18 protein-coding genes are annotated in these 22,151 nt (G+C 60.8%); 2 read left to right on the top strand and 16 right to left on the bottom strand.

Annotated features, from left to right (window positions below; genetic code table 11):
- Nucleotides 1–16: 16 nt before the first annotated feature.
- The 16 genes from dnaE to rpsB form a co-directional block, all read right to left on the bottom strand.
- Entirely contained in the window at nucleotides 17–3,538 is a 3,522-nt protein-coding gene (dnaE, locus tag L9B60_RS19345) for a DNA polymerase III subunit alpha (RefSeq protein WP_249672343.1), read from the bottom strand.
- A gap of 70 nt (nucleotides 3,539–3,608) precedes the next feature.
- Nucleotides 3,609–4,238 (bottom strand): ribonuclease HII, encoded by a 630-nt coding sequence (gene rnhB, locus L9B60_RS19340; RefSeq protein WP_249672342.1) that lies wholly within the window; start codon nucleotides 4,236–4,238, stop codon nucleotides 3,609–3,611.
- Nucleotides 4,239–4,271: 33 nt separating this feature from the next.
- On the bottom strand, nucleotides 4,272–5,402 hold the full coding sequence (gene lpxB / locus L9B60_RS19335) for a lipid-A-disaccharide synthase (protein ID WP_249672341.1): 1,131 nt from the start codon (nucleotides 5,400–5,402) through the stop codon (nucleotides 4,272–4,274).
- Between the two features lie 5 nt (nucleotides 5,403–5,407).
- Nucleotides 5,408–6,184: an acyl-ACP--UDP-N-acetylglucosamine O-acyltransferase gene (gene lpxA / locus L9B60_RS19330; RefSeq protein ID WP_249672340.1), complete on the bottom strand. Its 777-nt coding sequence runs from the start codon at nucleotides 6,182–6,184 to the stop codon at nucleotides 5,408–5,410.
- Complete coding sequence (gene fabZ, locus L9B60_RS19325; RefSeq protein WP_249672339.1) at nucleotides 6,181–6,621, bottom strand: 3-hydroxyacyl-ACP dehydratase FabZ; 441 nt, start codon at nucleotides 6,619–6,621, stop codon at nucleotides 6,181–6,183. Before fabZ ends, lpxA begins: the two co-directional genes overlap by 4 nt.
- A 113-nt stretch (nucleotides 6,622–6,734) precedes the next feature.
- Nucleotides 6,735–7,790, bottom strand: a complete 1,056-nt coding sequence (gene lpxD / locus L9B60_RS19320) for a UDP-3-O-(3-hydroxymyristoyl)glucosamine N-acyltransferase (RefSeq protein WP_249672338.1) — start codon at nucleotides 7,788–7,790, stop codon at nucleotides 6,735–6,737.
- Nucleotide 7,791: 1 nt separating this feature from the next.
- Nucleotides 7,792–8,295, bottom strand: coding sequence for an OmpH family outer membrane protein (locus L9B60_RS19315; protein WP_249672337.1), 504 nt, complete (start codon nucleotides 8,293–8,295; stop codon nucleotides 7,792–7,794).
- Nucleotides 8,296–8,340: 45 nt separating this feature from the next.
- Entirely contained in the window at nucleotides 8,341–10,698 is a 2,358-nt protein-coding gene (gene bamA, locus L9B60_RS19310) for an outer membrane protein assembly factor BamA (protein WP_249672336.1), read from the bottom strand.
- 73 nt (nucleotides 10,699–10,771) lie between these two features.
- Nucleotides 10,772–12,124 (bottom strand): sigma E protease regulator RseP, encoded by a 1,353-nt coding sequence (rseP, locus tag L9B60_RS19305; protein ID WP_249672335.1) that lies wholly within the window; start codon nucleotides 12,122–12,124, stop codon nucleotides 10,772–10,774.
- A gap of 58 nt (nucleotides 12,125–12,182) precedes the next feature.
- Nucleotides 12,183–13,373: a 1-deoxy-D-xylulose-5-phosphate reductoisomerase gene (gene ispC / locus L9B60_RS19300; protein WP_249672334.1), complete on the bottom strand. Its 1,191-nt coding sequence runs from the start codon at nucleotides 13,371–13,373 to the stop codon at nucleotides 12,183–12,185.
- The gene (locus tag L9B60_RS19295; RefSeq protein WP_249672333.1) at nucleotides 13,370–14,185 is read right to left on the bottom strand and encodes a phosphatidate cytidylyltransferase; all 816 of its coding nucleotides are present in this window, start codon (nucleotides 14,183–14,185) and stop codon (nucleotides 13,370–13,372) included. The genes ispC and L9B60_RS19295 overlap by 4 nt, the downstream gene beginning before the upstream one ends.
- Nucleotides 14,185–14,940, bottom strand: a complete 756-nt coding sequence (gene uppS / locus L9B60_RS19290; protein ID WP_249672332.1) for a polyprenyl diphosphate synthase — start codon at nucleotides 14,938–14,940, stop codon at nucleotides 14,185–14,187. The genes L9B60_RS19295 and uppS overlap by 1 nt, the downstream gene beginning before the upstream one ends.
- Before the next feature lie 16 nt (nucleotides 14,941–14,956).
- Nucleotides 14,957–15,514: a ribosome recycling factor gene (frr, locus tag L9B60_RS19285; protein WP_249672331.1), complete on the bottom strand. Its 558-nt coding sequence runs from the start codon at nucleotides 15,512–15,514 to the stop codon at nucleotides 14,957–14,959.
- Nucleotides 15,511–16,254, bottom strand: coding sequence for a UMP kinase (pyrH, locus tag L9B60_RS19280; RefSeq protein WP_249672330.1), 744 nt, complete (start codon nucleotides 16,252–16,254; stop codon nucleotides 15,511–15,513). The genes frr and pyrH overlap by 4 nt, the downstream gene beginning before the upstream one ends.
- 192 nt (nucleotides 16,255–16,446) lie before the next feature.
- Nucleotides 16,447–17,319: a translation elongation factor Ts gene (tsf, locus tag L9B60_RS19275; protein ID WP_249672329.1), complete on the bottom strand. Its 873-nt coding sequence runs from the start codon at nucleotides 17,317–17,319 to the stop codon at nucleotides 16,447–16,449.
- A 183-nt stretch (nucleotides 17,320–17,502) separates the two neighbouring features.
- Nucleotides 17,503–18,243 (bottom strand): 30S ribosomal protein S2, encoded by a 741-nt coding sequence (rpsB, locus tag L9B60_RS19270; RefSeq protein WP_249672328.1) that lies wholly within the window; start codon nucleotides 18,241–18,243, stop codon nucleotides 17,503–17,505.
- Between the two features lie 345 nt (nucleotides 18,244–18,588).
- On the opposite strand from rpsB, the gene map reads away from it, so the two are divergent.
- Together map and L9B60_RS19260 are read left to right on the top strand one after the other, a co-directional pair.
- Nucleotides 18,589–19,371 (top strand): type I methionyl aminopeptidase, encoded by a 783-nt coding sequence (gene map / locus L9B60_RS19265; protein ID WP_249672327.1) that lies wholly within the window; start codon nucleotides 18,589–18,591, stop codon nucleotides 19,369–19,371.
- 71 nt (nucleotides 19,372–19,442) lie between these two features.
- Nucleotides 19,443–22,145, top strand: a complete 2,703-nt coding sequence (locus L9B60_RS19260) for a [protein-PII] uridylyltransferase (protein WP_249672326.1) — start codon at nucleotides 19,443–19,445, stop codon at nucleotides 22,143–22,145.
- Nucleotides 22,146–22,151: the final 6 nt, after the last annotated feature.

The raw sequence follows: 22,151 nt of genomic DNA, 5'->3' as shown, positions 1-22,151 counted from the left end.
CAGGCTCACGCCATTTTCAACGATATTGCAGGAAGACGTTCTCGCGGCCGAACTGGTCACGCAGCGCTTGAATCAGGCCATCGGCCGGGTCGATGCGCCAGCCCTCGCCAAACTGCAGCAAGGCCTTGGCGTCGGGGCCGGTGTACTCCATGGTGATCGGGCAAGCGCCGCGGTATTTCTTGAACAGTTCGCCCAACCAGGCCAGCCGGTCGCCCTTCAACGCCTCGGCCTTGACCTTCAGGCGCAGGCTTTCGGCGAGGTTGGTACGGGCATCTTCCATGGTCATCACGCGCTTGACCCGCAGGCGCAGGCCGCCGGAGAAATCGTCATTGCTGACCTCCCCTTCCACCACCACCATCGCATCGGTCTGCAGCAGCGACTGCGCGGCCATGAAGGCATCGGCGAACAGCGACGCCTCGATACGCCCGGACCGATCGTCCAGGGTGATGAAGCCCATCTTGTCGCCCTTCTTGTTTTTCATCACCCGCAAGGCGATGACCATGCCGGCCACGGTTTGCGTGTCGCGCGCCGGCTTGAGGTCGATGATGCGCTGACGGGCAAAGCGACGGATCTCGCCTTCGTACTCGTCGATCGGGTGGCCGGTGAGGTACAACCCCAAGGTTTCCTTTTCGCCACGCAGGCGCTCCTTGAGGGTCAGTTCCTTGGCCTTGCGATGGCTGGCGTAGACGTCGGCGTCTGCTTCCACGAACAGCCCGCCGAACAGGTCCGAGTGGCCGCTGTCATGGGTACGCGCGGTCTGCTCGGCCGCCTTGATGGCCTCTTCCATGGCCGCCAGCAACACCGCGCGGTTGCGGTCGATGTTGGCCAGGTACGCCTTGCTCTCGTCATGAAAGTGCGGGCCAAGGCGGTCCAGTGCGCCGCTGCGGATCAAACCATCCAGGGTGCGCTTGTTGACGCGCTTGAGGTCGATGCGCTCGCAAAAGTCGAACAAGTCCTTGAACGGACCGTCCTGGCGGGCCTCGGTAATGGCTTCCACCGGGCCCTCGCCCACGCCCTTGATCGCGCCCAGGCCGTAAATGATGCGGCCCTCCTCGTTCACCGTGAACTTGAACTCCGAGGCGTTCACGTCTGGGGCGTCGAGGCGCAGCTTCATGCTGCGCACTTCCTCGATCAAGGTCACGACCTTGTCGGTGTTGTGCATGTCCGCCGAGAGTACCGCGGCCATGAACGGCGCCGGGTAGTGAGTCTTCAGCCAGGCGGTCTGGTACGACACCAGGCCGTAGGCGGCGGAGTGGGATTTGTTGAAGCCGTAACCGGCGAACTTCTCTACCAGGTCGAAAATGTTACCGGCCAAGTCCGGGTCGATCTTGTTAGAGACGCAACCTTCGATGAAGCCACCGCGCTGCTTGGCCATCTCCTCGGGTTTCTTTTTACCCATGGCCCGGCGCAGCATGTCCGCGCCGCCCAGGGTATAACCGGCCATGACCTGGGCGATCTGCATCACCTGTTCTTGATACAGGATGATGCCGTAGGTCGGCGCCAGTACCGGCTTGAGGCCTTCGTACTGATAGTCGGAGTGCGGGTACGCAAGCTCGGCGCGGCCGTGCTTGCGGTTGATAAAGTCGTCCACCATGCCCGATTGCAGCGGGCCCGGGCGGAACAGCGCCACCAGTGCGATCAAGTCTTCCAGGCAGTCGGGCTTGAGCTTTTTGATCAGCTCCTTCATGCCACGCGACTCGAGCTGGAACACCGCGGTGGTTTCGGCCTTTTGCAGCAGTTGGTAGGTCGGCTTGTCATCCAGCGGGATGAAGGCGATGTCCAGCGGCGGCTCGTCCACCTTGGCACGGTCGCGGTTGATGGTCTTCAGCGCCCAGTCGATGATGGTCAGGGTACGCAAGCCCAGGAAGTCGAACTTCACCAGGCCCGCCGCCTCGACGTCATCCTTGTCGAACTGGGTCACCAGGCCGTCGCCGGCCTCGTCGCAATAGATGGGCGAGAAGTCGGTCAGCTTGGTGGGCGCGATCACCACGCCACCGGCGTGCTTGCCGACGTTACGCACCACGCCCTCTAGCTTGCGGGCCATGTCCCAGATTTCGGCGGCCTCTTCATCGACCTTGATGAAGTCGCGCAGGATCTCTTCCTGCTCGTAAGCCTTTTCCAGGGTCATGCCCACTTCGAACGGGATCATCTTGGACAGCCGATCGGCCAAGCCGTAGGACTTGCCCTGCACCCGCGCCACGTCCCGAACCACCGCCTTGGCGGCCATGGAACCGAAGGTGATGATCTGACTCACGGCGTTGCGGCCGTATTTCTCGGCCACGTAGTCGATGACTCGGTCACGGCCGTCCATGCAGAAGTCGACGTCGAAGTCGGGCATGGAAACCCGCTCCGGGTTCAGGAAGCGTTCGAACAGCAGGTCATATTCCAACGGGTCGAGGTCGGTGATCTTCTGCACGTAGGCCACCAGCGACCCGGCACCCGACCCACGGCCCGGGCCTACTGGCACGCCGTTGCTCTTGGCCCACTGGATAAAGTCCATAACGATCAGGAAGTAACCGGGAAAGCCCATCTGGATGATGATATCCAGCTCGAAATTCAACCGGTCGACATAGACCTGGCGCTTGGCCTCGTAGTCCTCGGTGGTGTCCTTGGGCAGCAGCACCGCCAAGCGGTCTTCCAAGCCGTCGAACGATACCTTGCGGAAATACTCGTCGATGGTCATGCCATCCGGGATCGGGTAGTCCGGCAAAAAGTGCTTGCCCAGCTTGACGTCGATGTTGCAACGCCGGGCAATCTCGACGGTGTTTTCCAGCGCCTCGGGCAGGTCGCTGAACAACTCGGCCATTTCCTCGGCGCTTTTCAGGTATTGCTGGTCGCTGTAGTTCTTGTTGCGGCGCGGGTCATCCAGCGCCCGGCCTTCGCCGATGCACACGCGTGTTTCATGGGCCTCGAAGTCTTCCTGGCGGATGAAACGCACGTCGTTGGTCGCCACCAGCGGCGCACCCAGCTTATCGGCCAGGGCCACGGCGGCGTGCAGGTATTCTTCGTCGTTGGTGCGGTTGGTACGCTGGATCTCAACGTAAAAACGGTTCGGGAACACCGCCATCCATTCGCGCATCAACTGTTCGGCGTCCGCCGGGTTACCGCCTAGCAAGGTCTGACCGATTTCGCCTTCCTTGCCCGAAGACAGGCAGATCACCCCGGCGCTGGCCTGCGCCACCCACTCGCGCTCGATGATCACCTGGCCATTGCGCTGGCCATCGATGAAACCGCGGGAAATCAATTCGGTGATGTTGCGGTAGCCCTGGGCGTTCATGGCCAACAGGCTGATGCGGCTCAGCGGGCCGTCCGGGTCTTTGTTCGACAGCCACAGGTCGGCGCCGCAGATCGGCTTGATGCCAGCGCCTTGGGCGGCTTTGTAGAACTTGACCAGCGAACACATGTTGTTCTGATCGGTCACCGCGACCGCCGGCATGTTCAAGCCCGTCAGGGCCTTGACCAGCGGCTTGATGCGCACCAGGCCGTCGACCAGCGAATATTCGGTGTGCAGGCGAAGATGAACGAAAGAAACCGACATGGTGATCCTATAGGTGCACAAAACAACAAAGCCCGGATTGTACCGGGCTCCGATTAAAACAACAGCCGGCTCAGCTCAAGAGTACGTCTGCGTTCAACAGCCCACGCGCCTCGTAGGCGGCGCGCACCGGAGCAAACGAGCGCCGGTGAATGGGCGTGGGGCCCAGGCGTGCCAAGGCTTCCAGATGGACGGGGGTGGGATAGCCCTTGTGCCCACCAATGCCGTAGCCTGGGTAAATCAATTCGAACGCGGCCATTTCCCGGTCGCGACTGACCTTGGCCAGGATGGACGCGGCGGCAATCGCCGGCACCTTGGCATCGCCCTGCACCACCGGGGCGCTGGGCACGGCCAGTTTAGGGCAGCGATTGCCGTCGATCAGCGCAAGTTTGGGGGTGATGCTCAGGCCTTCGACGGCGCGCTGCATGGCCAGCATGGTCGCGTGCAGGATATTCAACTCATCGATCTCTTCGACCTCGGCGCGGGCGATGCACCAGCTCAAGGCTTTTTCACAGATCTCGTCGTAAAGCTTCTCGCGCTTGGCTTCGGTGAGCTTCTTGGAGTCGTTCAGGCCCAGGATCGGCCGACTGGGGTCCAGAATGACCGCCGCCGTGACCACGGCGCCGCACAGCGGGCCACGGCCCACTTCGTCGACGCCCGCCACCAGTTCTTCCACCAGGGTAAAGTCCAGCCCCATTTGCATATCAATGCCTTCTTATTACGTGCACCGCCGGCGTCAGTGCGCCAGCAGTTGCAGGACACCTTCGGCGGCCTGGTTGGAGGCATCGCGGCGCAGGGTCCGGTGAATTTCGTCGAAGCCACGGGTCTGCTCTTTCCCGCTATCGAGCAAGGGTAGCAAGGTATTGACCAGGGCTTCGGGCGTTGCAGCATCCTGAAGCAATTCCGGGACCAGCAAACGCTGAGCCAACAGGTTGGGCAGGGACACGTAGGGGCTTTTGACCATACGCTTGAGAATCCAGAAGCTGACCGGCGACAGCTTGTACGCCACCACCATCGGGCGCTTGTAGAGCAAGGCTTCCAGGGTGGCCGTGCCCGAAGCGATCAGCACCGCGTCACAGGCCGCCAGGGCCTTGTGGGACTGACCGTCGAGCAGCGTCAACGGCAGGGCTCGGCCCACCAGCAGTTGCTCGATCTGGGCGCGACGCTCCGGGTTGGCGCACGGCAGCACGAAACGCACGTCCGGGCGCTGCTTGAGCAGCAACTGGGCGGCGTCAAAGAACAGTGCGCCCAGGCGCCCCACTTCACCACCACGGCTGCCCGGCATCAACGCCACCACGGCGCCGGGGCCTGCCAGGCCCAGTTCGGCGCGGGCAGCCTCGCGGTCGGCCTGCAACGGGATGGCATCGGCCAGGGTGTGGCCGACGAAGCGCACTGGCACGCCCTTCTCTTCGTAGAACCGCGCCTCGAAGGGGAATAGGGTGAGCATCAGGTCGCAGCCTTCGCGGATCTTCAGCACACGCTTCTGCCGCCAGGCCCATACCGAAGGGCTGACGTAGTGCACGGTCTTGATCCCGGCCTGGCGCAGCTTGAGTTCGATATTGAGGGTGAAATCCGGGGCATCGATGCCGATGAACACGTCGGGCTTGCGCTCGATCAGCGTCTGGATCAGCAACTTGCGGCGCTTGAGCAATTCGCGCAGACGCCCCAGCACCTCTACCAGGCCCATCACGGCCAGGCGCTCCATGGGGAAGTCCGAGACCATGCCTTCGGCTTGCATCAGCGGGCCGCCAACACCGATGAACTCGATGTCGCCATGGCGCGCCTTGAGCGCACGCATTAAGCCTGCCCCGAGGATATCGCCGCTGGCCTCGCCAGCCACCAGGGCAACGCACAATTGGGCAGGCATTGGCATCAGCGCGTGATGCCGCGGGTAGAGGTCTGGATCGAGCGCAGGAACACTTCGACTTCAGGGTACTGGGCAGCCGGCTCGGCCAGTTCGGCGATGGCTTGATCCACCGTCAAGCCTTGGCGGTAGACCACCTTGTAGGCGCGGCGCAAGGCATGGATGGCGTCATCGCTGAAACCGCGACGGCGCATGCCCTCGAAATTCATGCTGCGCGCCTCGGCCGGGTTGCCGAACACCGTCACGTAGGCCGGCACGTCCTTGCCAATCGCGGTACCCATGCCCGAAAAGCTGTGGGCACCGATATGGCAAAACTGATGCACCAGGGTGAAACCGGACAGGATCGCCCAGTCGTCCACGTGCACGTGCCCGGCCAACGCGGTGTTGTTGACCAGGATGCAATGGTTGCCGATGACACTGTCGTGGCCGATGTGCGCGTAGGCCATGATCAGGTTGTGGTCACCCAGGGTGGTTTCAGCGCGGTCCTGCACGGTGCCGCGATGAATGGTCACGCCTTCGCGAATCACGTTGTGATCACCGATCACCAGGCGCGTCTCTTCGCCCTTGTACTTCAAGTCCGGGGTGTCTTCGCCTACCGAGGAAAACTGGTAGATGCGGTTGTGCCTGCCAATTTTGGTAGGGCCACGCAGGATCACGTGCGGCCCGATGACAGTACCCTCGCCGATTTCAACACCGGCGCCGACGATCGACCAAGGGCCGACCTCGACACCATCGGCCAACTTGGCCGACGGATCGATGATGGCGCGAGGGTCAATCAAACTCATAGTTTGCGTTCCGCGCAGATGATTTCAGCCGAGCACACCGGCTTGCCGTCGACCGAGGCCTGGCATTCGAACTTCCAGATCTGGCGCTTGCAGCTGATGAACTTGGCTTCCAGGATCAACTGGTCACCGGGCATCACCGGCTGGCGGAAACGCAGCTTGTCGGAGCCGACAAAGTAGTACAGCGTGCCGTCGGCAGGCTTCACGTCCAGCATCTTGAAACCCAGGATGCCGGCGGCTTGAGCCATGGCTTCAATGATCAGCACGCCGGGCATGATTGGATGCGCCGGGAAGTGACCGTTGAAAAACGGCTCGTTGATGCTGACATTCTTGTAGGCGCGAATGCGCTTGGCCTCGACATCGAGTTCCGCTACACGATCCACCAGCAGGAACGGGTAACGGTGAGGCAGGTATTCGCGAATCTCGTTGATGTCCATCATTTCGGGGGGGAAGCCTGTGTTAAAGATAGGGAGCGCGCGACTGACGCGCAGCACTCCTATTGCAAATCAAGGAGGCAGTTTAGCGGCTGTGCACACTTGATATGGAAATGGTATCAGCCATCAGATGACGTTTTACCGCCTTGGGTCACGGCTTCGATACGCTTTTCTGCCTGCTGAAGACGTTTGTAGATGTCATCGAGCTGGCGAATACGGGCTGCACTCTTGCGCCATTCGGCCGCTGGCTGCATGGCTGTACCGGACGAATAGGACCCAGGCTCGGTAATCGAGCGGGTTACCATGGTCATGCCGGTCACGAATACGTTGTCACAAATTTCTATATGCCCGACCAGCCCAACACCGCCGGCGAGCATGCAATGCTTGCCGATTTTCGCGCTGCCGGAAATGCCCACGCAGGCCGCCATGGCCGTGTGGTCGCCGATTTGCACGTTATGGGCGATCTGGATCTGGTTGTCGAGCTTAACCCCGTTACCAATCACGGTATCGGCCAAGGCGCCGCGGTCAATGGCGGTATTGACGCCGATTTCAACGTCATCACCCAGGGTGACGCCGCCGATCTGGGCGATTTTTTGCCACACACCCTTTTCGTTGGCAAAGCCGAAGCCTTCGCCGCCGAGCACCGCGCCTGACTGGATCACCACCCGCTGACCGATGCGCACATCGTGGTACAGCGTAACGCGCGGGGCCAACCAGCCGCCGGCACCGACCACGCAACGCGCGCCGATGAAGCAGTGGGCGCCCACGGTCACACCAGCACCAATGATGGCGCCGCTTTCGATCACCGCGAACGGGCCGATACTGGCCGTGGCATCGACCACCGCATCCGCCGACACGACCGCGCTGGGGTGGATACCAGCAACCGCCTTGGGTTTGGGGTCGAACAGGTGCGAGATACGCGCATAGGCCAGGTAAGGGTCTGGCACCAGCAGTGCGTCGCCTTCATGGCCTTCGGCATCGGCCGCCTTCAGCAACACGGCACCAGCCTGGCTATCAGGCAGGAACTTGCGGTACTGGGGGTTTGCCAGAAAGCTCAACTGAGCTGGGCCAGCCTCTTGCAAAGTGGCTAGCCCAGTGATTTGTTTCTCCGCGTCGCCACGAAGGGTGGCGCCGAGGAACTCGGCCAATTGGCCGAGTTTCATGGTTACGCTCATATCAACGCTTCTGGTTCATGCGCTCGATGACTTGGCGAGTGATGTCGTACTGCGGTTTGACATCGATCACTGCGCCACGCTCGAGCACCAGGTCGAAGCCGCCGTTCTTGATGACTTCTTCAACAGCGCCGTCCAGTTTTGGCTTCAGCACTTTGAGCATGTCACGGTCAGCGGCAGCCTTGGCTTCGTTCAGTTCCTTGGATTGGAACTGGAAGTCACGGGCTTTTTGCTTGAAGTCCAGCTCCAGGCGCTCACGCTCTGGCTGCTGCATCTTGTCGCCACCGGCTACCAGGCGATCCTGGATGCCCTTGGCACTGCTTTCCAGGGTTTTGAGCTTGGTCAGCTGCGGGCCGAACTTCTTCTCGGCATCTACCGCGTATTGCTTGGCAGCGTCGGATTCCAGCAAGGCGCTCTGGTAGTTCAGCACGGCAATTTTCATGTCGGCAAATGCCGGGGTGGCGGCCAGGGTGGCAGCCAGAACAACCAGTTGAGTCAACTTACGCACGATTCACTCCTACAAAATCCGTTGTCATTACCTGTGATCAGACGCTTAGAACGTCTGGCCCAGAGAGAATTGGAAAATCTGGGTTTCTGCATAGTCCGGCTTCTTGATCGGCATGGCCAAGCTGAAGCTCAACGGACCCAACGCGGTGACCCAAGTCACACCCAGGCCCATGGACGCGGCGACATTGGAGAAGTCGACATTGGAGCAGTAGCTCGAATCAGCAGAGTCGCAGTTTGTATCGAATACGCTACCGACGTCCATGAATATGGAAGTACGCAGCGAACGCTGGTCCTTCACGAACGGCATCGGGAACAGGATTTCTGCACCACCGGTCAGCAGGACGTTACCACCGAAGGCGGCTGGATCCTGGTCTGGGTCTGCAGTAGTACCGCGTGCTGCGTTGGTGGAGCTTGGCGTGCTGCGTGGGCCCAGGGTGCTGTCCTTGAAGCCGCGCACCGAGTTGAAGCCACCAGCGTAGTAGTTCTCGTAGAACGGCAGGCCCGAGGTAGAACCGAAACCGTCGCCATAGCCCAGCTCAGTGTGGAAGCGCATGGTGTAGGTGTCGTTGATCGGGGTGAACAACTGGCCACGGTAATCCACTTTGTAGAACGACAGGTCGCTGCCCGGCGTGGTGGTTTCAAAGGTCAGGCTTTGCGAGTGACCACGGGTTGGCAACACGCCCTTGTTCAAGGTGGAGTCGGACCAGCCCACGGAGGCCTTCAGGTTAGTGAAGCTTTTGCCTTCCTTGTCGGTGAAGTCGAAGATCTCGTCAACGGTATAGATACCGGTCTTGATCGTGTCCTTCTGCAGGGTCAGGCCGTAGGTCATGCGCGACGTTTCGCTGATCGGGTAGCCGAAGGTCATGCCGGCACCGTAGCTGTCTACCGCGTAGCTTGCCACGTCGACATCAAGGTCGCTGTAGTCGGTTTTACGGTAGAACGCGTTGTAGCCCAGGCTCACACCGTCCGGCGTGAAGTAGGGGTTTACATAGCTGAAGCTGTAGCGGGTCTGGTATTCGCTGCGGGTCAGGCCGAGGGACACCTTGTTACCGGTACCCAGGAAGTTGTTCTGGCTGATCGAACCACCCAGGATCAGACCGGCGCTTTGCGCGAAACCGACGCTGGCGGTGATGGAACCCGAGGCCTGCTCTTCCACGCTGTAGTTCACGTCAACCTGGTCGTCGGTGCCCGGTACGGCCGGGGTCTCTACGGTTACTTCCTTGAAGTAGCCGAGGCGCTCAAGGCGGGTCTTGGACTGGTCGATCAGGTAGGTGGAAGCCCAACCGCCTTCCATCTGGCGCATTTCGCGGCGCAGTACCTGGTCGTCGGTCTTGGTGTTGCCGCGGTAGTTGATGCGGTTCACGTAGGCACGCTTGCCCGGGTCGACCACAAACGTAATATCGACCGTGTGGTCTTCGTCGTGCGGGGTCGGCACGCCGTTGACGTTGGCAAAGGTGTAGCCATCGTTACCCAGGCGGCGGGTAATCAGGTCGGAGGTGGTGGTCATGACCTTGCGCGAGAACACTTGGCCTTTCTGCACCAGCAGCAGCGCCTTGACCTGGTCTTCAGGCACTTTCAGGTCGCCGCTGAGCTTGACGTCGCGAACGGTGTACTTCTGCCCTTCGTTGACGTTGACGGTGATGTACACGCTTTTCTTGTCAGGCGTGATGGACACCTGGGTGGAGGCGATATCCATGTTGATATAGCCGCGGTCAAGGTAGTAGGAACGCAGGCGCTCCAGGTCACCAGACAGTTTTTCACGAGCATACTTGTCGTCGTTCTTGAAGAACGACAACCAGTTGGTGGTCTTGAGTTCGAACTGATCGGTCAATTCTTCTTCGGTGAAGACCGTGTTACCCACCACGTTGATGTGCTGGATAGCGGCAACGGTGCCTTCATTGATCTTGATCTTCAGCTGCACGCGGTTACGCGGCTGCGGCACCACTTCGGTGTCGACCGTGGCCGAGTAACGGCCTTGGGCCACGTACTGGCGCTGCAGCTCGTTACGCACACCTTCGAGGGTGGCGCGCTGGAAGATTTCGCCTTCGGCCAGGCCCGACTGCTTCAGACCCTTCATCAGGTCCTCGGTCGAAATGGCCTTGTTCCCGTCGATCTCGATGCTCGAGACAGAGGGACGCTCGACGACACTGATCACCAGGACGTTACCGTCGCGGCCCAGTTGGATATCCTGAAAGAAACCGGTCTTGAACAGCGCGCGGGTGGATTCCACCAGGCGGCGATCGTCAGCTTCGTCACCAACATTCAACGGCAAGGCACCAAAGACGCTGCCGGCGGACACCCGCTGCAGGCCATTGACACGAATATCGGAGATTTTGAAGGACTCGGCGTGAACTTCGGTGATCATCAGTACGGCAAGAACCGCAGTAAGCAACAGACGTTTCATGAAGTCCTTTCTTATTCCAACTGGCAATAAACAAACTGCCGCAGATGCGGCAGGTTCGCAATTGAGCGAAGCTTTACAGTCGACCCAGATCGTTTATCAAGGCAAGCAACATCACCCCGACGACCAGACTGATCCCGATCTGGATCCCCCAACCCTGTACCCGATCCGACAGCGGCCGACCACGCGCCCACTCGATCAGGTAGAACAACAGATGCCCCCCATCCAGTACAGGAATGGGCAGCAAATTCAAAACCCCCAGGCTAATGCTCAGATAGGCAAGGAAATTCAGAAAATCCCCTATGCCCGACTGGGCCGAAGCGCCCGCCACTTTAGCAATGGTTATCGGTCCGCTCAAGTTTTTTACCGAGAGCTCGCCGAACAACATTTTCTTCAACGAATCGAGGGTGAGCACGCTCATGGTCCAGGTGCGCCTGGCACCCTCGCCAATCGCCTCGATCGGCCCGTAGCTGACCTCGCGCGTCATCGATGCTGGCCATTCGACCGCCTTGACCCCGGCCCCCAGGTAACCGGTGGCCGCCTTGCCGTCACCACGGGTCACCAGGGTGACCGGGATGTCGATTTGAGCACCATCGCGCTCCACGCGCAGCACAATTTTGGTATCTGGACGTACACGGACCGCATCCACCACCTGCTGCCAATCGCCCAGTACCTGGCCGTCGAGGGCCAGCAAGCGGTCACCGGTTTTCAGACCAGCGGCAGCGGCCGGGCCCTTGGCATCGAGTTCGGCCAGTACCGGCGGCAAGGCCGGGCGCCAAGGCTTGATGCCCAGCGAGCGAATCGGGTCGGGCTCGTCGGTGCCCTGCAACCAGTGATCCAGTACCAGGGTGCGTGGCGAATCGGCCGTGGAGCCGTCTTCGCGCACCCGCAATTGCATGGCGCCGGTTTCGCCGAGGCGGCGCACCATTTGCAAGTTAACCGCAGCCCAGCCCGTGGTGGGCTCGCCATCGACGGCGACGATTTCCTGACCGGCACTCACGCCTGCGACGGCGGCGATACTGCCGGGCTCGACGCTGCCGATCACCGGCCGCACCTGCTGGCTGCCCATCATCGCCAAGGCCCAGAAAAAGATGATCGCCAACAGGAAGTTGGCAATGGGGCCTGCCGCGACGATGGCGATACGCTGGCCCACGGTCTTGCGGTTGAACGCTTGCTCGAGCTGCTCGGCAGGCACTTCGCCCTCGCGCTCGTCGAGCATTTTCACGTAGCCGCCCAAAGGAATGGCCGCCACCACGTACTCGGTGCCTTGACGGTCATGCCAGCGCAGCAACGGCATGCCGAAGCCCACGGAGAAGCGCAGCACTTTCACGCCGCAACGGCGGGCCACCCAGAAGTGTCCGAATTCGTGAAAGGTAACCAGTACGCCCAATGCCACCAGGGTACCGATAATCATGTAGAGCGCACTCATAACTCTCTCCGAATGGCTTGCCGACGAAACGCGGCGCCCGCGACGATGCGGCCGCCCATTATCGCCCTTGGCGACTCAACCACTGTTCTGCCAGCAGGCGGGCGCGACCGTCAGCGGCAAACACCGCCTCCAGGCCATCCAGCGCGACCACGGCCTCCTGGTTCAATACCTCCTCGATCATACTCGCGATCTCGGGGTAACGGATGCGGCGCTCTAGAAAAGCCGCCACGGCGATTTCGTTTGCCGCATTGAGCACCGCCGGGGCACTGCCGCCCGCTTGCGCAGCCTGACGCGCCAGGCGCAGGCAAGGGAAGCGCTGTTCGTCAGGTGCCTGGAAGTCCAGGCGGGCCACGGCAAACAGGTCCAGCGGGGCCACACCGGAGGCCAGGCGCTCAGGCCAGGCCAAGGCGTGGGCAATCGGGGTGCGCATGTCAGGGTTGCCCAACTGCGCCAGCACCGAACCATCGATGTAGTCGACCAGGGAGTGGATCACGCTTTGCGGGTGCACCACCACCTCGACCTGCGAGGGCTGCGCATCGAACAACCAGCACGCCTCGATCAACTCAAGGCCCTTGTTCATCATGCTTGCCGAATCGACGGAGATCTTGCGCCCCATCGACCAGTTGGGATGGGCACAGGCCTGCTCGGGGGTGACATTCTGCAAATCGCCCAGGGGCGTTTCACGGAACGGGCCGCCCGAGGCGGTCAACAGGATGCGGCGCACGCCGACCTGGCCCAGGCCACGGGTAAAATCACCGGGCAGGCACTGGAAGATCGCATTGTGCTCGCTGTCGATCGGCAACAGCACCGCCCCGCTCTGGCGCACCGCCTGCATGAACAGGTGGCCCGACATGACCAGCGCTTCTTTGTTGGCCAGCAAGACCTTCTTGCCGGCCTCGACCGCAGCCAGGGTCGGCTTGAGCCCGGCCGCGCCGACGATGGCCGCCATCACGGCATCCACCTGAGGGTCGGCAGCCACTTGGCACAGCCCTGCCTCGCCCACCAGCACTTCAGTCGCAAGCCCGGCGGTGCGCAAGCCTTCACGCAGGTTGCCGGCCGCAGCCTCATCAGGCACCACGGCAAACACCGGCACGTGCTTGATGCACAGTGCCAGCAACTCGCTCAGGCGCGAAAAACCACTGAGGGCAAACACTTGGTAACGATCAGGATGACGCGCCACCACATCCAGCGTGCTCAAGCCAATGGAGCCAGTGGCCCCCAGCACGGTAATCCGTTGAACGTGGCTCACAGGACGCCCCAATTGGCAGCCCACAGCAACACCGCGAACAGCGGAATCGCCGCCGTCAGGCTGTCGATTCGGTCCAGCACGCCGCCATGGCCTGGCAGCAGGTTGCTGCTGTCCTTGATCCCGGCGCGACGCTTGAACATGCTTTCGGTCAGGTCGCCGACCACCGAAATGGCCACCACCAGTGCCGTGCCCAGCAAGCCCATCACCAACTCACCCAGCGACCAGTGGCGAAGCAGGCCCACCACCAGCGCGATCGCCAGGCACAGCGCCATGCCACCGTAGAAGCCTTCCCAGCTTTTGCCCGGGCTGACCTGCGGGGCCAGCTTGCGTTTGCCAAAGGCCTTGCCAGAGAAATACGCACCGATGTCGGCGCCCCACACCAGCACCATCACCGACAGAATCAGCCAGTTGCCCAACGGCCATTCCTTGATCAGCACCAGGCCTTGCCAGGCCGGCAGCAGGATCAACAAGCCGATGAGCAGTTTGCAGGCCACGCTGGACCAGCGCTCGGCAGTGCGCGGATAGGTCAGCACCAGGTAGGTCGCCACTGCCCACCACAACACCGCCGCACCCAGCACGAACGGCGCGAGGCTAGGCGACAGGTAAAGGAAAAACAGCAGGAGCGCGACCACGGCGGCAAAACCGATCCGCGCAGGCTGCGCCTCGAAGCCTGCCAGGCGCGCCCATTCCCAGGCGCCCAAGGTCACCACCAGGCCAATGAACAGGGCAAAGCCTGCCCCCTCGAGCAGGAAAAACCCGCACAGGGCGATTGGCAACAGGATCAGCGCAGTAATGATGCGTTGTTTAAGCATTAAGCACGGGCTCCAGCCTCGATCTGCTCGCTGGTCTTGCCGAAGCGACGCTGACGGGAGGCGAAATCGGCCAACGCAACGCGCATGGCCTCGTGTTTGAAGTCCGGCCAGAACAGGTCGGAAAAATACAGCTCGGCGTAGGCCAGCTGCCACAACAGGAAGTTGCTGATGCGATGCTCGCCGCCGGTGCGGATGCACAGGTCGGGCAACGGCAATTCGCCGGTGGCAAGGCACGTCTGCAGCAACTGCGGGGTAATGTCTTCGGGGCGCAGGTGCCCGGCCTGCACTTCGCGGGCGAGCCGCTGTGCAGCCTGGGCAATGTCCCACTGGCCACCATAATTGGCGGCGATCTGCAGCACGAAGCGATCAGGCCCCGCCGTCGCCGCCTCGGCTTCACGCATGGCTGCCTGAAGCTCGGGATGGAAACGCGAACGGTCACCGATGATGCGCAGGCTGATACGGTTTTCGTTGAGGCGACGCGCTTCACGGCGCAAGGCCGTGAAGAACAACTCCATCAGCGCGCCGACCTCTTCGGCCGGGCGCTGCCAATTCTCGCTCGAGAAGGCGAACAGGGTCAGCACCTCGACCCCGGCTTCGGCACACACCTCGATCACCGCGCGAACGGCATCCACGCCTGCCTTGTGCCCGGCAACGCCCGGCAGCAGGCGCTTCTTCGCCCAGCGATTATTGCCGTCCATGATGATCGCGACGTGGCGCGGAACCCCGGATGGAACAGCCTGCTTGGTCTTGTCCATGGAAACGAACGGGTCCTTATACAGCCATCAGGTCGGCTTCTTTCTGCTTCACTGCTGTTTCGATGTCGGCCACGAACTTGTCGGTCAGCTTCTGGATGTCGTCAGCGCCGCGACGCTCTTCGTCTTCGCTGATTTCCTTTTCCTTGACCAGGTCTTTCAACTGGCCCAAGGCATCACGGCGGATGTTGCGCACAGCAACACGACCATCTTCAGCCGCCTCACGGGCCTGCTTGGTGAAGCCCTTGCGGGTTTCTTCGGTCAGGGCTGGCATGCTGATCAGCAGCAGTTCACCCAGGTTGGTCGGATTGAAACCCAGGCCCGAGCTTTGGATGGCCTTGTCGACCGCTGCCAGCATGTTGCGCTCGAACGCTACGACCTGCAGGGTACGCGAGTCTTTCACAGTGACGTTGGCCACTTGGCTCAACGGGGTGTCTGCGCCGTAGTAAGGCACCATCACGCCGCCCAGGATGCTCGGGTGGGCCTTGCCGGTGCGGATCCGGCTGAACGCGTTAGCCAGGGACTCCAGGGATTTTTGCATGCGCTCTTGAGCGTCTTTTTTGATTTCGTTGATCATTCTTCGCCTTCCTCGATCAGAGTTCCTTCGGCGCCGCCCACTACGATGTTCAGCAGAGCGCCTGGCTTGTTCATGTTAAACACCCGCAACGGCATGTTGTGATCGCGGCACAGGCAGATGGCCGTCAGGTCCATCACGCCCAGCTTGCGATCCAGCACTTCATCGTACGTCAGGCGGTCGAATTTCTCAGCATGCGGATCCTTGAATGGATCGGCAGTGTACACACCATCGACCTTCGTCGCCTTCAACACCACGTCGGCACCGATTTCGATGGCGCGCAGGCAGGCCGCGGAGTCGGTGGTAAAGAAGGGGTTGCCGGTACCGGCGGCGAAGATCACCACGTCACCGGACTTTAGCAGGCGGTCGGCCTTGCGACGGTCGTAGTGGTCGGTTACGCCGACCATGGTGATCGCCGACATGACGATGGCTGGAATGTTGGAACGCTCCAGCGCGTCGCGCATGGCCAAGGCGTTCATCACGGTCGCCAGCATACCCATGTGGTCGCCGGTGACACGGTCCATGCCTGCTGCACTCAGGGCCGCACCACGAAACAGGTTGCCACCGCCAATCACCAGGCCTACTTGAACGCCAATGCCGACCAGTTGGCCGACTTCCAGCGCCATGCGGTCCAGCACTTTCGGGTCGATCCCGAACTCTTCGGAGCCCATCAGGGCCTCGCCGCTCAGTTTGAGCAAAATGCGTTTATAGCGAGGTTGACGACCACTAACCTGCTGAGCCATGCGAGTCTCTCCTGCGGCGTTGTATAGAAAATTCTGTGCGGCTGCTTTACAGCCTGCCTAACTCTAGCGTGGCGCTGCTACAGCGCCATCGGAAAAACAGCCTCGTAAGCCGTTCTATCCGTATTTCATTTTGACAAAGAGGCTGCGCGCGTGAGCGGGCAGCCTCTTTGGGGCGACAGAGGTGAATCCGTCTTATTGCTTCTGGGCAGCAGCCACTTGTGCGGCAACTTCGTCAGCGAAGTTGTCGACTGGCTTCTCGATGCCATCACCTACTTTGAAGTAAGTGAAGGAAACGATTTCTGCACCGGCTTTCTTGGCCAGCTCGCCGACCTTGATTTCAGGGTTCTTGACGAACGCCTGCTCAACCAGGGAGGCTTCAGCCAGGAACTTCTTGATGCGACCGTCGATCATGTTCGCGACGATGTTCTCAGGCTTGCCTTTGATTTTTTCTTCGTTCAGCTGCAGGAACACGGTTTTTTCGCGTTCGATGGCTTCAGCCGAGACTTCCGATGGCAGCAGGAACTCTGGGTTGCTGGCAGCCACGTGCATGGCGATGTCTTTGGCCAGTTCAGCGTTGCCGCCTTTCAGGGCCACGATCACGCCGATCTTGTTACCGTGCAGGTAAGCGTCGACCACGTCACCTTCAACGCGTACCAGGCGGCGAATGTTGACGTTTTCGCCAACCTTGGCAACCAGGGCTTCACGGGCCGGCTCTTGGGCAGCAACCAGTGGAGCGGCGTCGGTCAGCTTGTCAGCGAAGGCTTTTTCAACGCTGGCGGCGACGAAGTTCTTGAAGTCGTCTTGCAGAGCCAGGAAGTCAGTCTGCGAGTTCACTTCCAGGATGACAGCCGATTTGCCGTCTTCAGCGACCTTGACGGCGATAGCGCCTTCAGCAGCCACGTTACCGGCTTTCTTGGCGGCCTTGATGGCGCCCGAAGCACGCATGTCGTCGATGGCCTGTTCGATGTCGCCGCCGGCTTTGGTCAAAGCCTTTTTGCAATCCATCATGCCTTCGCCGGTACGCTCGCGCAGTTCTTTGACCAACGCTGCAGTAATTTCTGCCATTTCAAAATCCTCTTGGATAGGTTTTCAACCATTCCACCCGTCTGCACGGGCGCTCAATTCATGCCCAGATGCCAGCTATGCGTAAAAAAATGCAATGACTACGCTGGCAATGGGTTCTCGAGGTGGCAAAAAGGGGGCCTAGCCCCCTTTTTGCGTACTGAGTAAACGCTAAGCGTTTATGCCTCAGCCTTCTACAGCAGCTGCCGGGGCGTCTTGAACGTACTCTTCAGTACCGCCAGCAACGTGGTTGCGACCACGGATAACAGCGTCAGCCATCGAACCCATGTACAGCTGGATGGCGCGGATGGCGTCATCGTTGCCTGGGATGATGTAGTCAACGCCTTCCGGGCTGCTGTTGGTATCGACTACGCCGATAACCGGGATGCCCAGCTTGTTGGCTTCGGTGATCGCGATGCGCTCGTGATCAACGTCGATAACGAACAGAGCGTCTGGCAGACCGCCCATGTCCTTGATACCACCCAGGGAGCGATCCAGTTTTTCCAGATCACGGGTGCGCATCAGGGCTTCTTTCTTGGTCAGCTTGGCAAAGGTGCCATCTTCGGCCTGGGTTTCCAGGTCGCGCAGACGCTTGATCGAAGCACGGATGGTTTTGAAGTTGGTCAGCATGCCGCCCAACCAGCGGTGGTCGACGTACGGCGAACCGCAACGTGCTGCTTCTTCAGCAACGATCTTGCCAGCCGAACGCTTGGTGCCGACGAACAGGATCTTGTTTTTGCCCTGGGCCAGGCGCTCAACGAAAGTCAGAGCTTCGTTGAACATTGGCAGGGTTTTTTCAAGGTTGATGATGTGAATCTTGTTACGCGCGCCGAAAATGTACTTACCCATTTTCGGGTTCCAGTAACGGGTTTGGTGACCGAAGTGCACACCGGCCTTCAGCATATCGCGCATATTGACTTGGGACATGATAGTTCCTTGATAAGTCGGGTTAGGCCTCCACGTATCCCAATGACCAACCAACGGCTTTCAGGCCGAGGCACCCAGGTCATCGTGTCGACACGTGTGTGGGTTTAGGCTTCCTGGGGCATCCCCGGAAAGCGGCGCATTTTATACCATAGAAAGCCGCCTCGGGAAACCCGAAATCACGTTACCGAACAACGGCTTTTGCGCACGGCCTTGATTCGCGCAACAATGACCCCTATCCACTCTATATAGAGAAGCGATCGCGTGCGCCGCAACAGCGACCGTGCGTCTGATAGAATCGCGACTTGTCCGTGTTTAAATGCGCCACCGAGCGCCGAGAGAGCCTGTATGACCGTCACCCTCAAAACCCCTGATGACATCGAGATGATGCGCATTGCCGGCCGCCTGGCGGCGCAAGTGCTGGAAATGATCGGCGAACACGTCAAGCCCGGCGTTACCACCGAAGAGCTGGACCGCATCTGCCATGACTTCATCGTCAACGAGCAACAGGCCATTCCCGCGCCATTGAATTACAAAGGCTTCCCCAAGTCGATCTGCACCTCGATCAACCACGTGGTGTGCCACGGCATCCCGGGCGACAAGGTATTGAAGGACGGCGACACCCTGAACATCGACGTCACGGTGATCAAGGACGGCTATCACGGCGACACCAGCCGCATGTTCCACGTCGGCACCGTGCCGGTGTGGGCCGAACGCCTGTCCCAGGTGACCCAGGAATGCCTGTACAAGGCCATCGAGATCGTCAAGCCCGGCTGCCGCCTCGGTGACATCGGCGAGGTGATCCAGAAGCACGCCGAAAAGAACGGTTTCTCGGTGGTACGCGAGTTCTGCGGCCACGGCATCGGCAAGGTGTTCCACGAAGAGCCGCAGATTCTGCACTACGGCCGCGCTGGCACCGGCATGGAGCTCAAGGAAGGCATGACCTTCACCATCGAACCGATGATCAACCAAGGCAAAGCCGACACCAAGGTGCTGGGCGACGGCTGGACCGCCATCACCAAGGACCGCAAGCTGTCGGCGCAGTGGGAGCACACCTTGGTGGTGACGGCCACAGGTTATGAGATTTTCACCCTGCGCAGCGACGACACGATCCCGCGGGTATCGGCGTAGAGCCCTTCGCGGATACATCCGCGAAACGGCCACCACGTACCCATTTATCAGCCACACAAAGGCCCAATTCGATGCCACAGGTGGATCCGGAGTTGTTCGATCGCGGCCAGTTCCAGGCAGAACTGGCCCTGAAGGCGAGCCCCATCGCCGCGTTCAAGAAAGCTATCCGCCAGGCCCGCGAAGAGCTCGACGAGCGCTTTCGCAGTGGCCGGGACATTCGCCGGCTGATCGAGGACCGCGCCTGGTTCGTCGATAATATCCTGCAACAGGCCTGGAACCAGTTCGACTGGAGCGAGGAGGCCGACATTGCCCTGGTCGCCGTGGGCGGCTATGGCCGTGGCGAACTGCACCCCTATTCCGACATCGACCTGCTGATCTTGCTGGAAAGCGCCGACTACGAAATTTTTCAGGATTCCATCGAGCGCTTTCTGACCTTGCTGTGGGACATCGGCCTTGAAGTGGGCCAGAGCGTACGCTCCATCGACGAGTGCGTCGAGCAGGCCCGGGGCGACCTGACCATCATCACCAACCTGATGGAAAGCCGCACCGTGGCTGGCCCCGAGCGCCTTCGCAAGCGCATGCTGGAAGTCACCAGCACCGCGCAGATGTGGCCCAGCAAAGAGTTCTTTCTGGCCAAGCGCGCCGAACAAAAGGCTCGCCACCACAAATACTTCGACACCGAATATAACCTTGAGCCCAACGTGAAGGGCTCGCCGGGCGGCCTGCGCGACATCCAGACCATCCTCTGGGTGGCCCGCCGCCAATATGGCACGCTCAACCTTCACGCCTTGGCGGGCGAAGGCTTCCTGCTGGAGAGTGAGAACAACCTGCTGGCCTCCTCCCAGGAGTTCCTGTGGAAGGTGCGCTACGCCCTGCACATGCTGGCCGGGCGCTCCGAGGACCGCCTGCTGTTCGACCACCAGCGCAGCATCGCAGGTTTGCTGGGTTTCAAGGACAGTGACGCGAAGCTGGCCATCGAACGCTTCATGCAAAAGTACTACCGCGTGGTGATGAGCATCGCCGAGCTCAGCGACCTGATCATCCAGCACTTCGAAGAAGTGATCCTGGCCGACGACGAAGGCACCGTGCTGCAGCCGATCAACTCGCGCTTCCAACTGCACGACGGCTACATCGAAGCCACCCACGCCAATGTGTTCAAGCGCACGCCGTTCGCGATACTCGAGATTTTCGTGCTGATGGCGCAAAATCCCGAGATCAAGGGCGTGCGGGCGGACACCATTCGATTGTTGCGCGAACACCGGCATCTGATCGACGATGAATTCCGTAACGATATTCGCAACACCAGCCTGTTTATCGAGCTGTTCAAGTGCGAGTTCGGTATCCACCGCAACCTGCGCCGGATGAACCGCTATGGCATCCTGGGCCGATACCTGCCCGAGTTCGGCCATATCGTGGGGCAAATGCAGCACGACCTGTTTCACATCTATACGGTCGACGCGCACACCCTGAACCTGATCAAGCACCTGCGCAAACTGCAATACACGCCCGTGTCAGAGAAATTCCCGCTGGCCAGCAAGCTCATGGGCCGCCTGCCCAAGCCCGAGCTGATCTACCTGGCCGGCCTGTACCACGACATTGGCAAGGGCCGTAATGGCGACCACTCGGAACTCGGTGCGATCGACGCCGAAGCCTTCTGCGCCCGCCATCACTTGCCGGCGTGGGACAGCCAATTGATCGTGTGGCTGGTGCAAAACCACCTGGTGATGTCGACCACGGCCCAGCGCAAGGACCTGTCCGACCCGCAGGTGATCCATGATTTCGCCCAACTGGTGCACGACCAGACGCGCCTGGACTACCTCTACGTGCTGACGGTGGCCGACATCAACGCCACCAACCCCAGCCTGTGGAACTCCTGGCGCGCCAGCCTGCTGCGCCAGCTGTACACCGAGACCAAGCGCGCTTTGCGCCGCGGCCTGGAAAACCCACTGGAACGCGAAGAACAGATCCGTCAGACCCAAAGCGCCGCCCTGGACATCCTGGTGCGCGGCGGCACTGACCCGGACGATGTCGAGCAACTGTGGGCGCAACTGGGCGACGATTACTTCTTGCGCCACACGGCTGCCGACGTGGCCTGGCACACCGACGCGATCCTGCAACAGCCGGCCGACGGCGGGCCACTGGTGTTGATCAAGGAAACCACCCAGCGCGATTTCGAGGGCGGCACGCAGATCTTCATCTACGCGCCCGACCAGCACGACTTCTTCGCCGTGACGGTGGCGGCCATGGACCAGCTCAACCTGAACATCCATGACGCACGGATTATCACTTCCAGCAGCCAGTTCACCCTCGACACCTATATCGTGCTCGACAACGAAGGCGGCTCGATCGGCGACAATCCCCAGCGCATCAAGGACATTCGCCTAGGCTTGAGCGAAGCGCTGCGCAATCCCGATGACTATCCCAACATCATCCAGCGCCGGGTGCCGCGCCAGCTCAAGCATTTTGCCTTCGCGCCCCAGGTCACCATCCACAACGACGCCCAGCGCCCGGTGACCATCCTTGAACTGAGCGCCCCGGACCGCCCCGGCCTGCTGGCGCGCATCGGCAAGATCTTCCTGGAATTCGACCTGTCGCTGCAAAACGCCAAGATCGCCACCTTGGGCGAACGCGTGGAAGACGTGTTCTTCATCACCGACGCCGACAACCACCCCCTTTCCGATCCGCAACTGTGCAGCAAACTGCAGGATGCCATCGTCGACCAACTGAGTGTCAGCCAGGCGCCCGGCGTCGAATTGACCCGCCTGAGCATTTAGAGGACC

Source organism: Pseudomonas abieticivorans (assembly GCF_023509015.1).
GTDB classification, from domain to species: domain Bacteria; phylum Pseudomonadota; class Gammaproteobacteria; order Pseudomonadales; family Pseudomonadaceae; genus Aquipseudomonas; species Aquipseudomonas abieticivorans.
The sequence above is the reverse complement of the archived record's forward strand: the minus strand, read 5'-3'. Positions and strand labels throughout refer to the sequence as shown.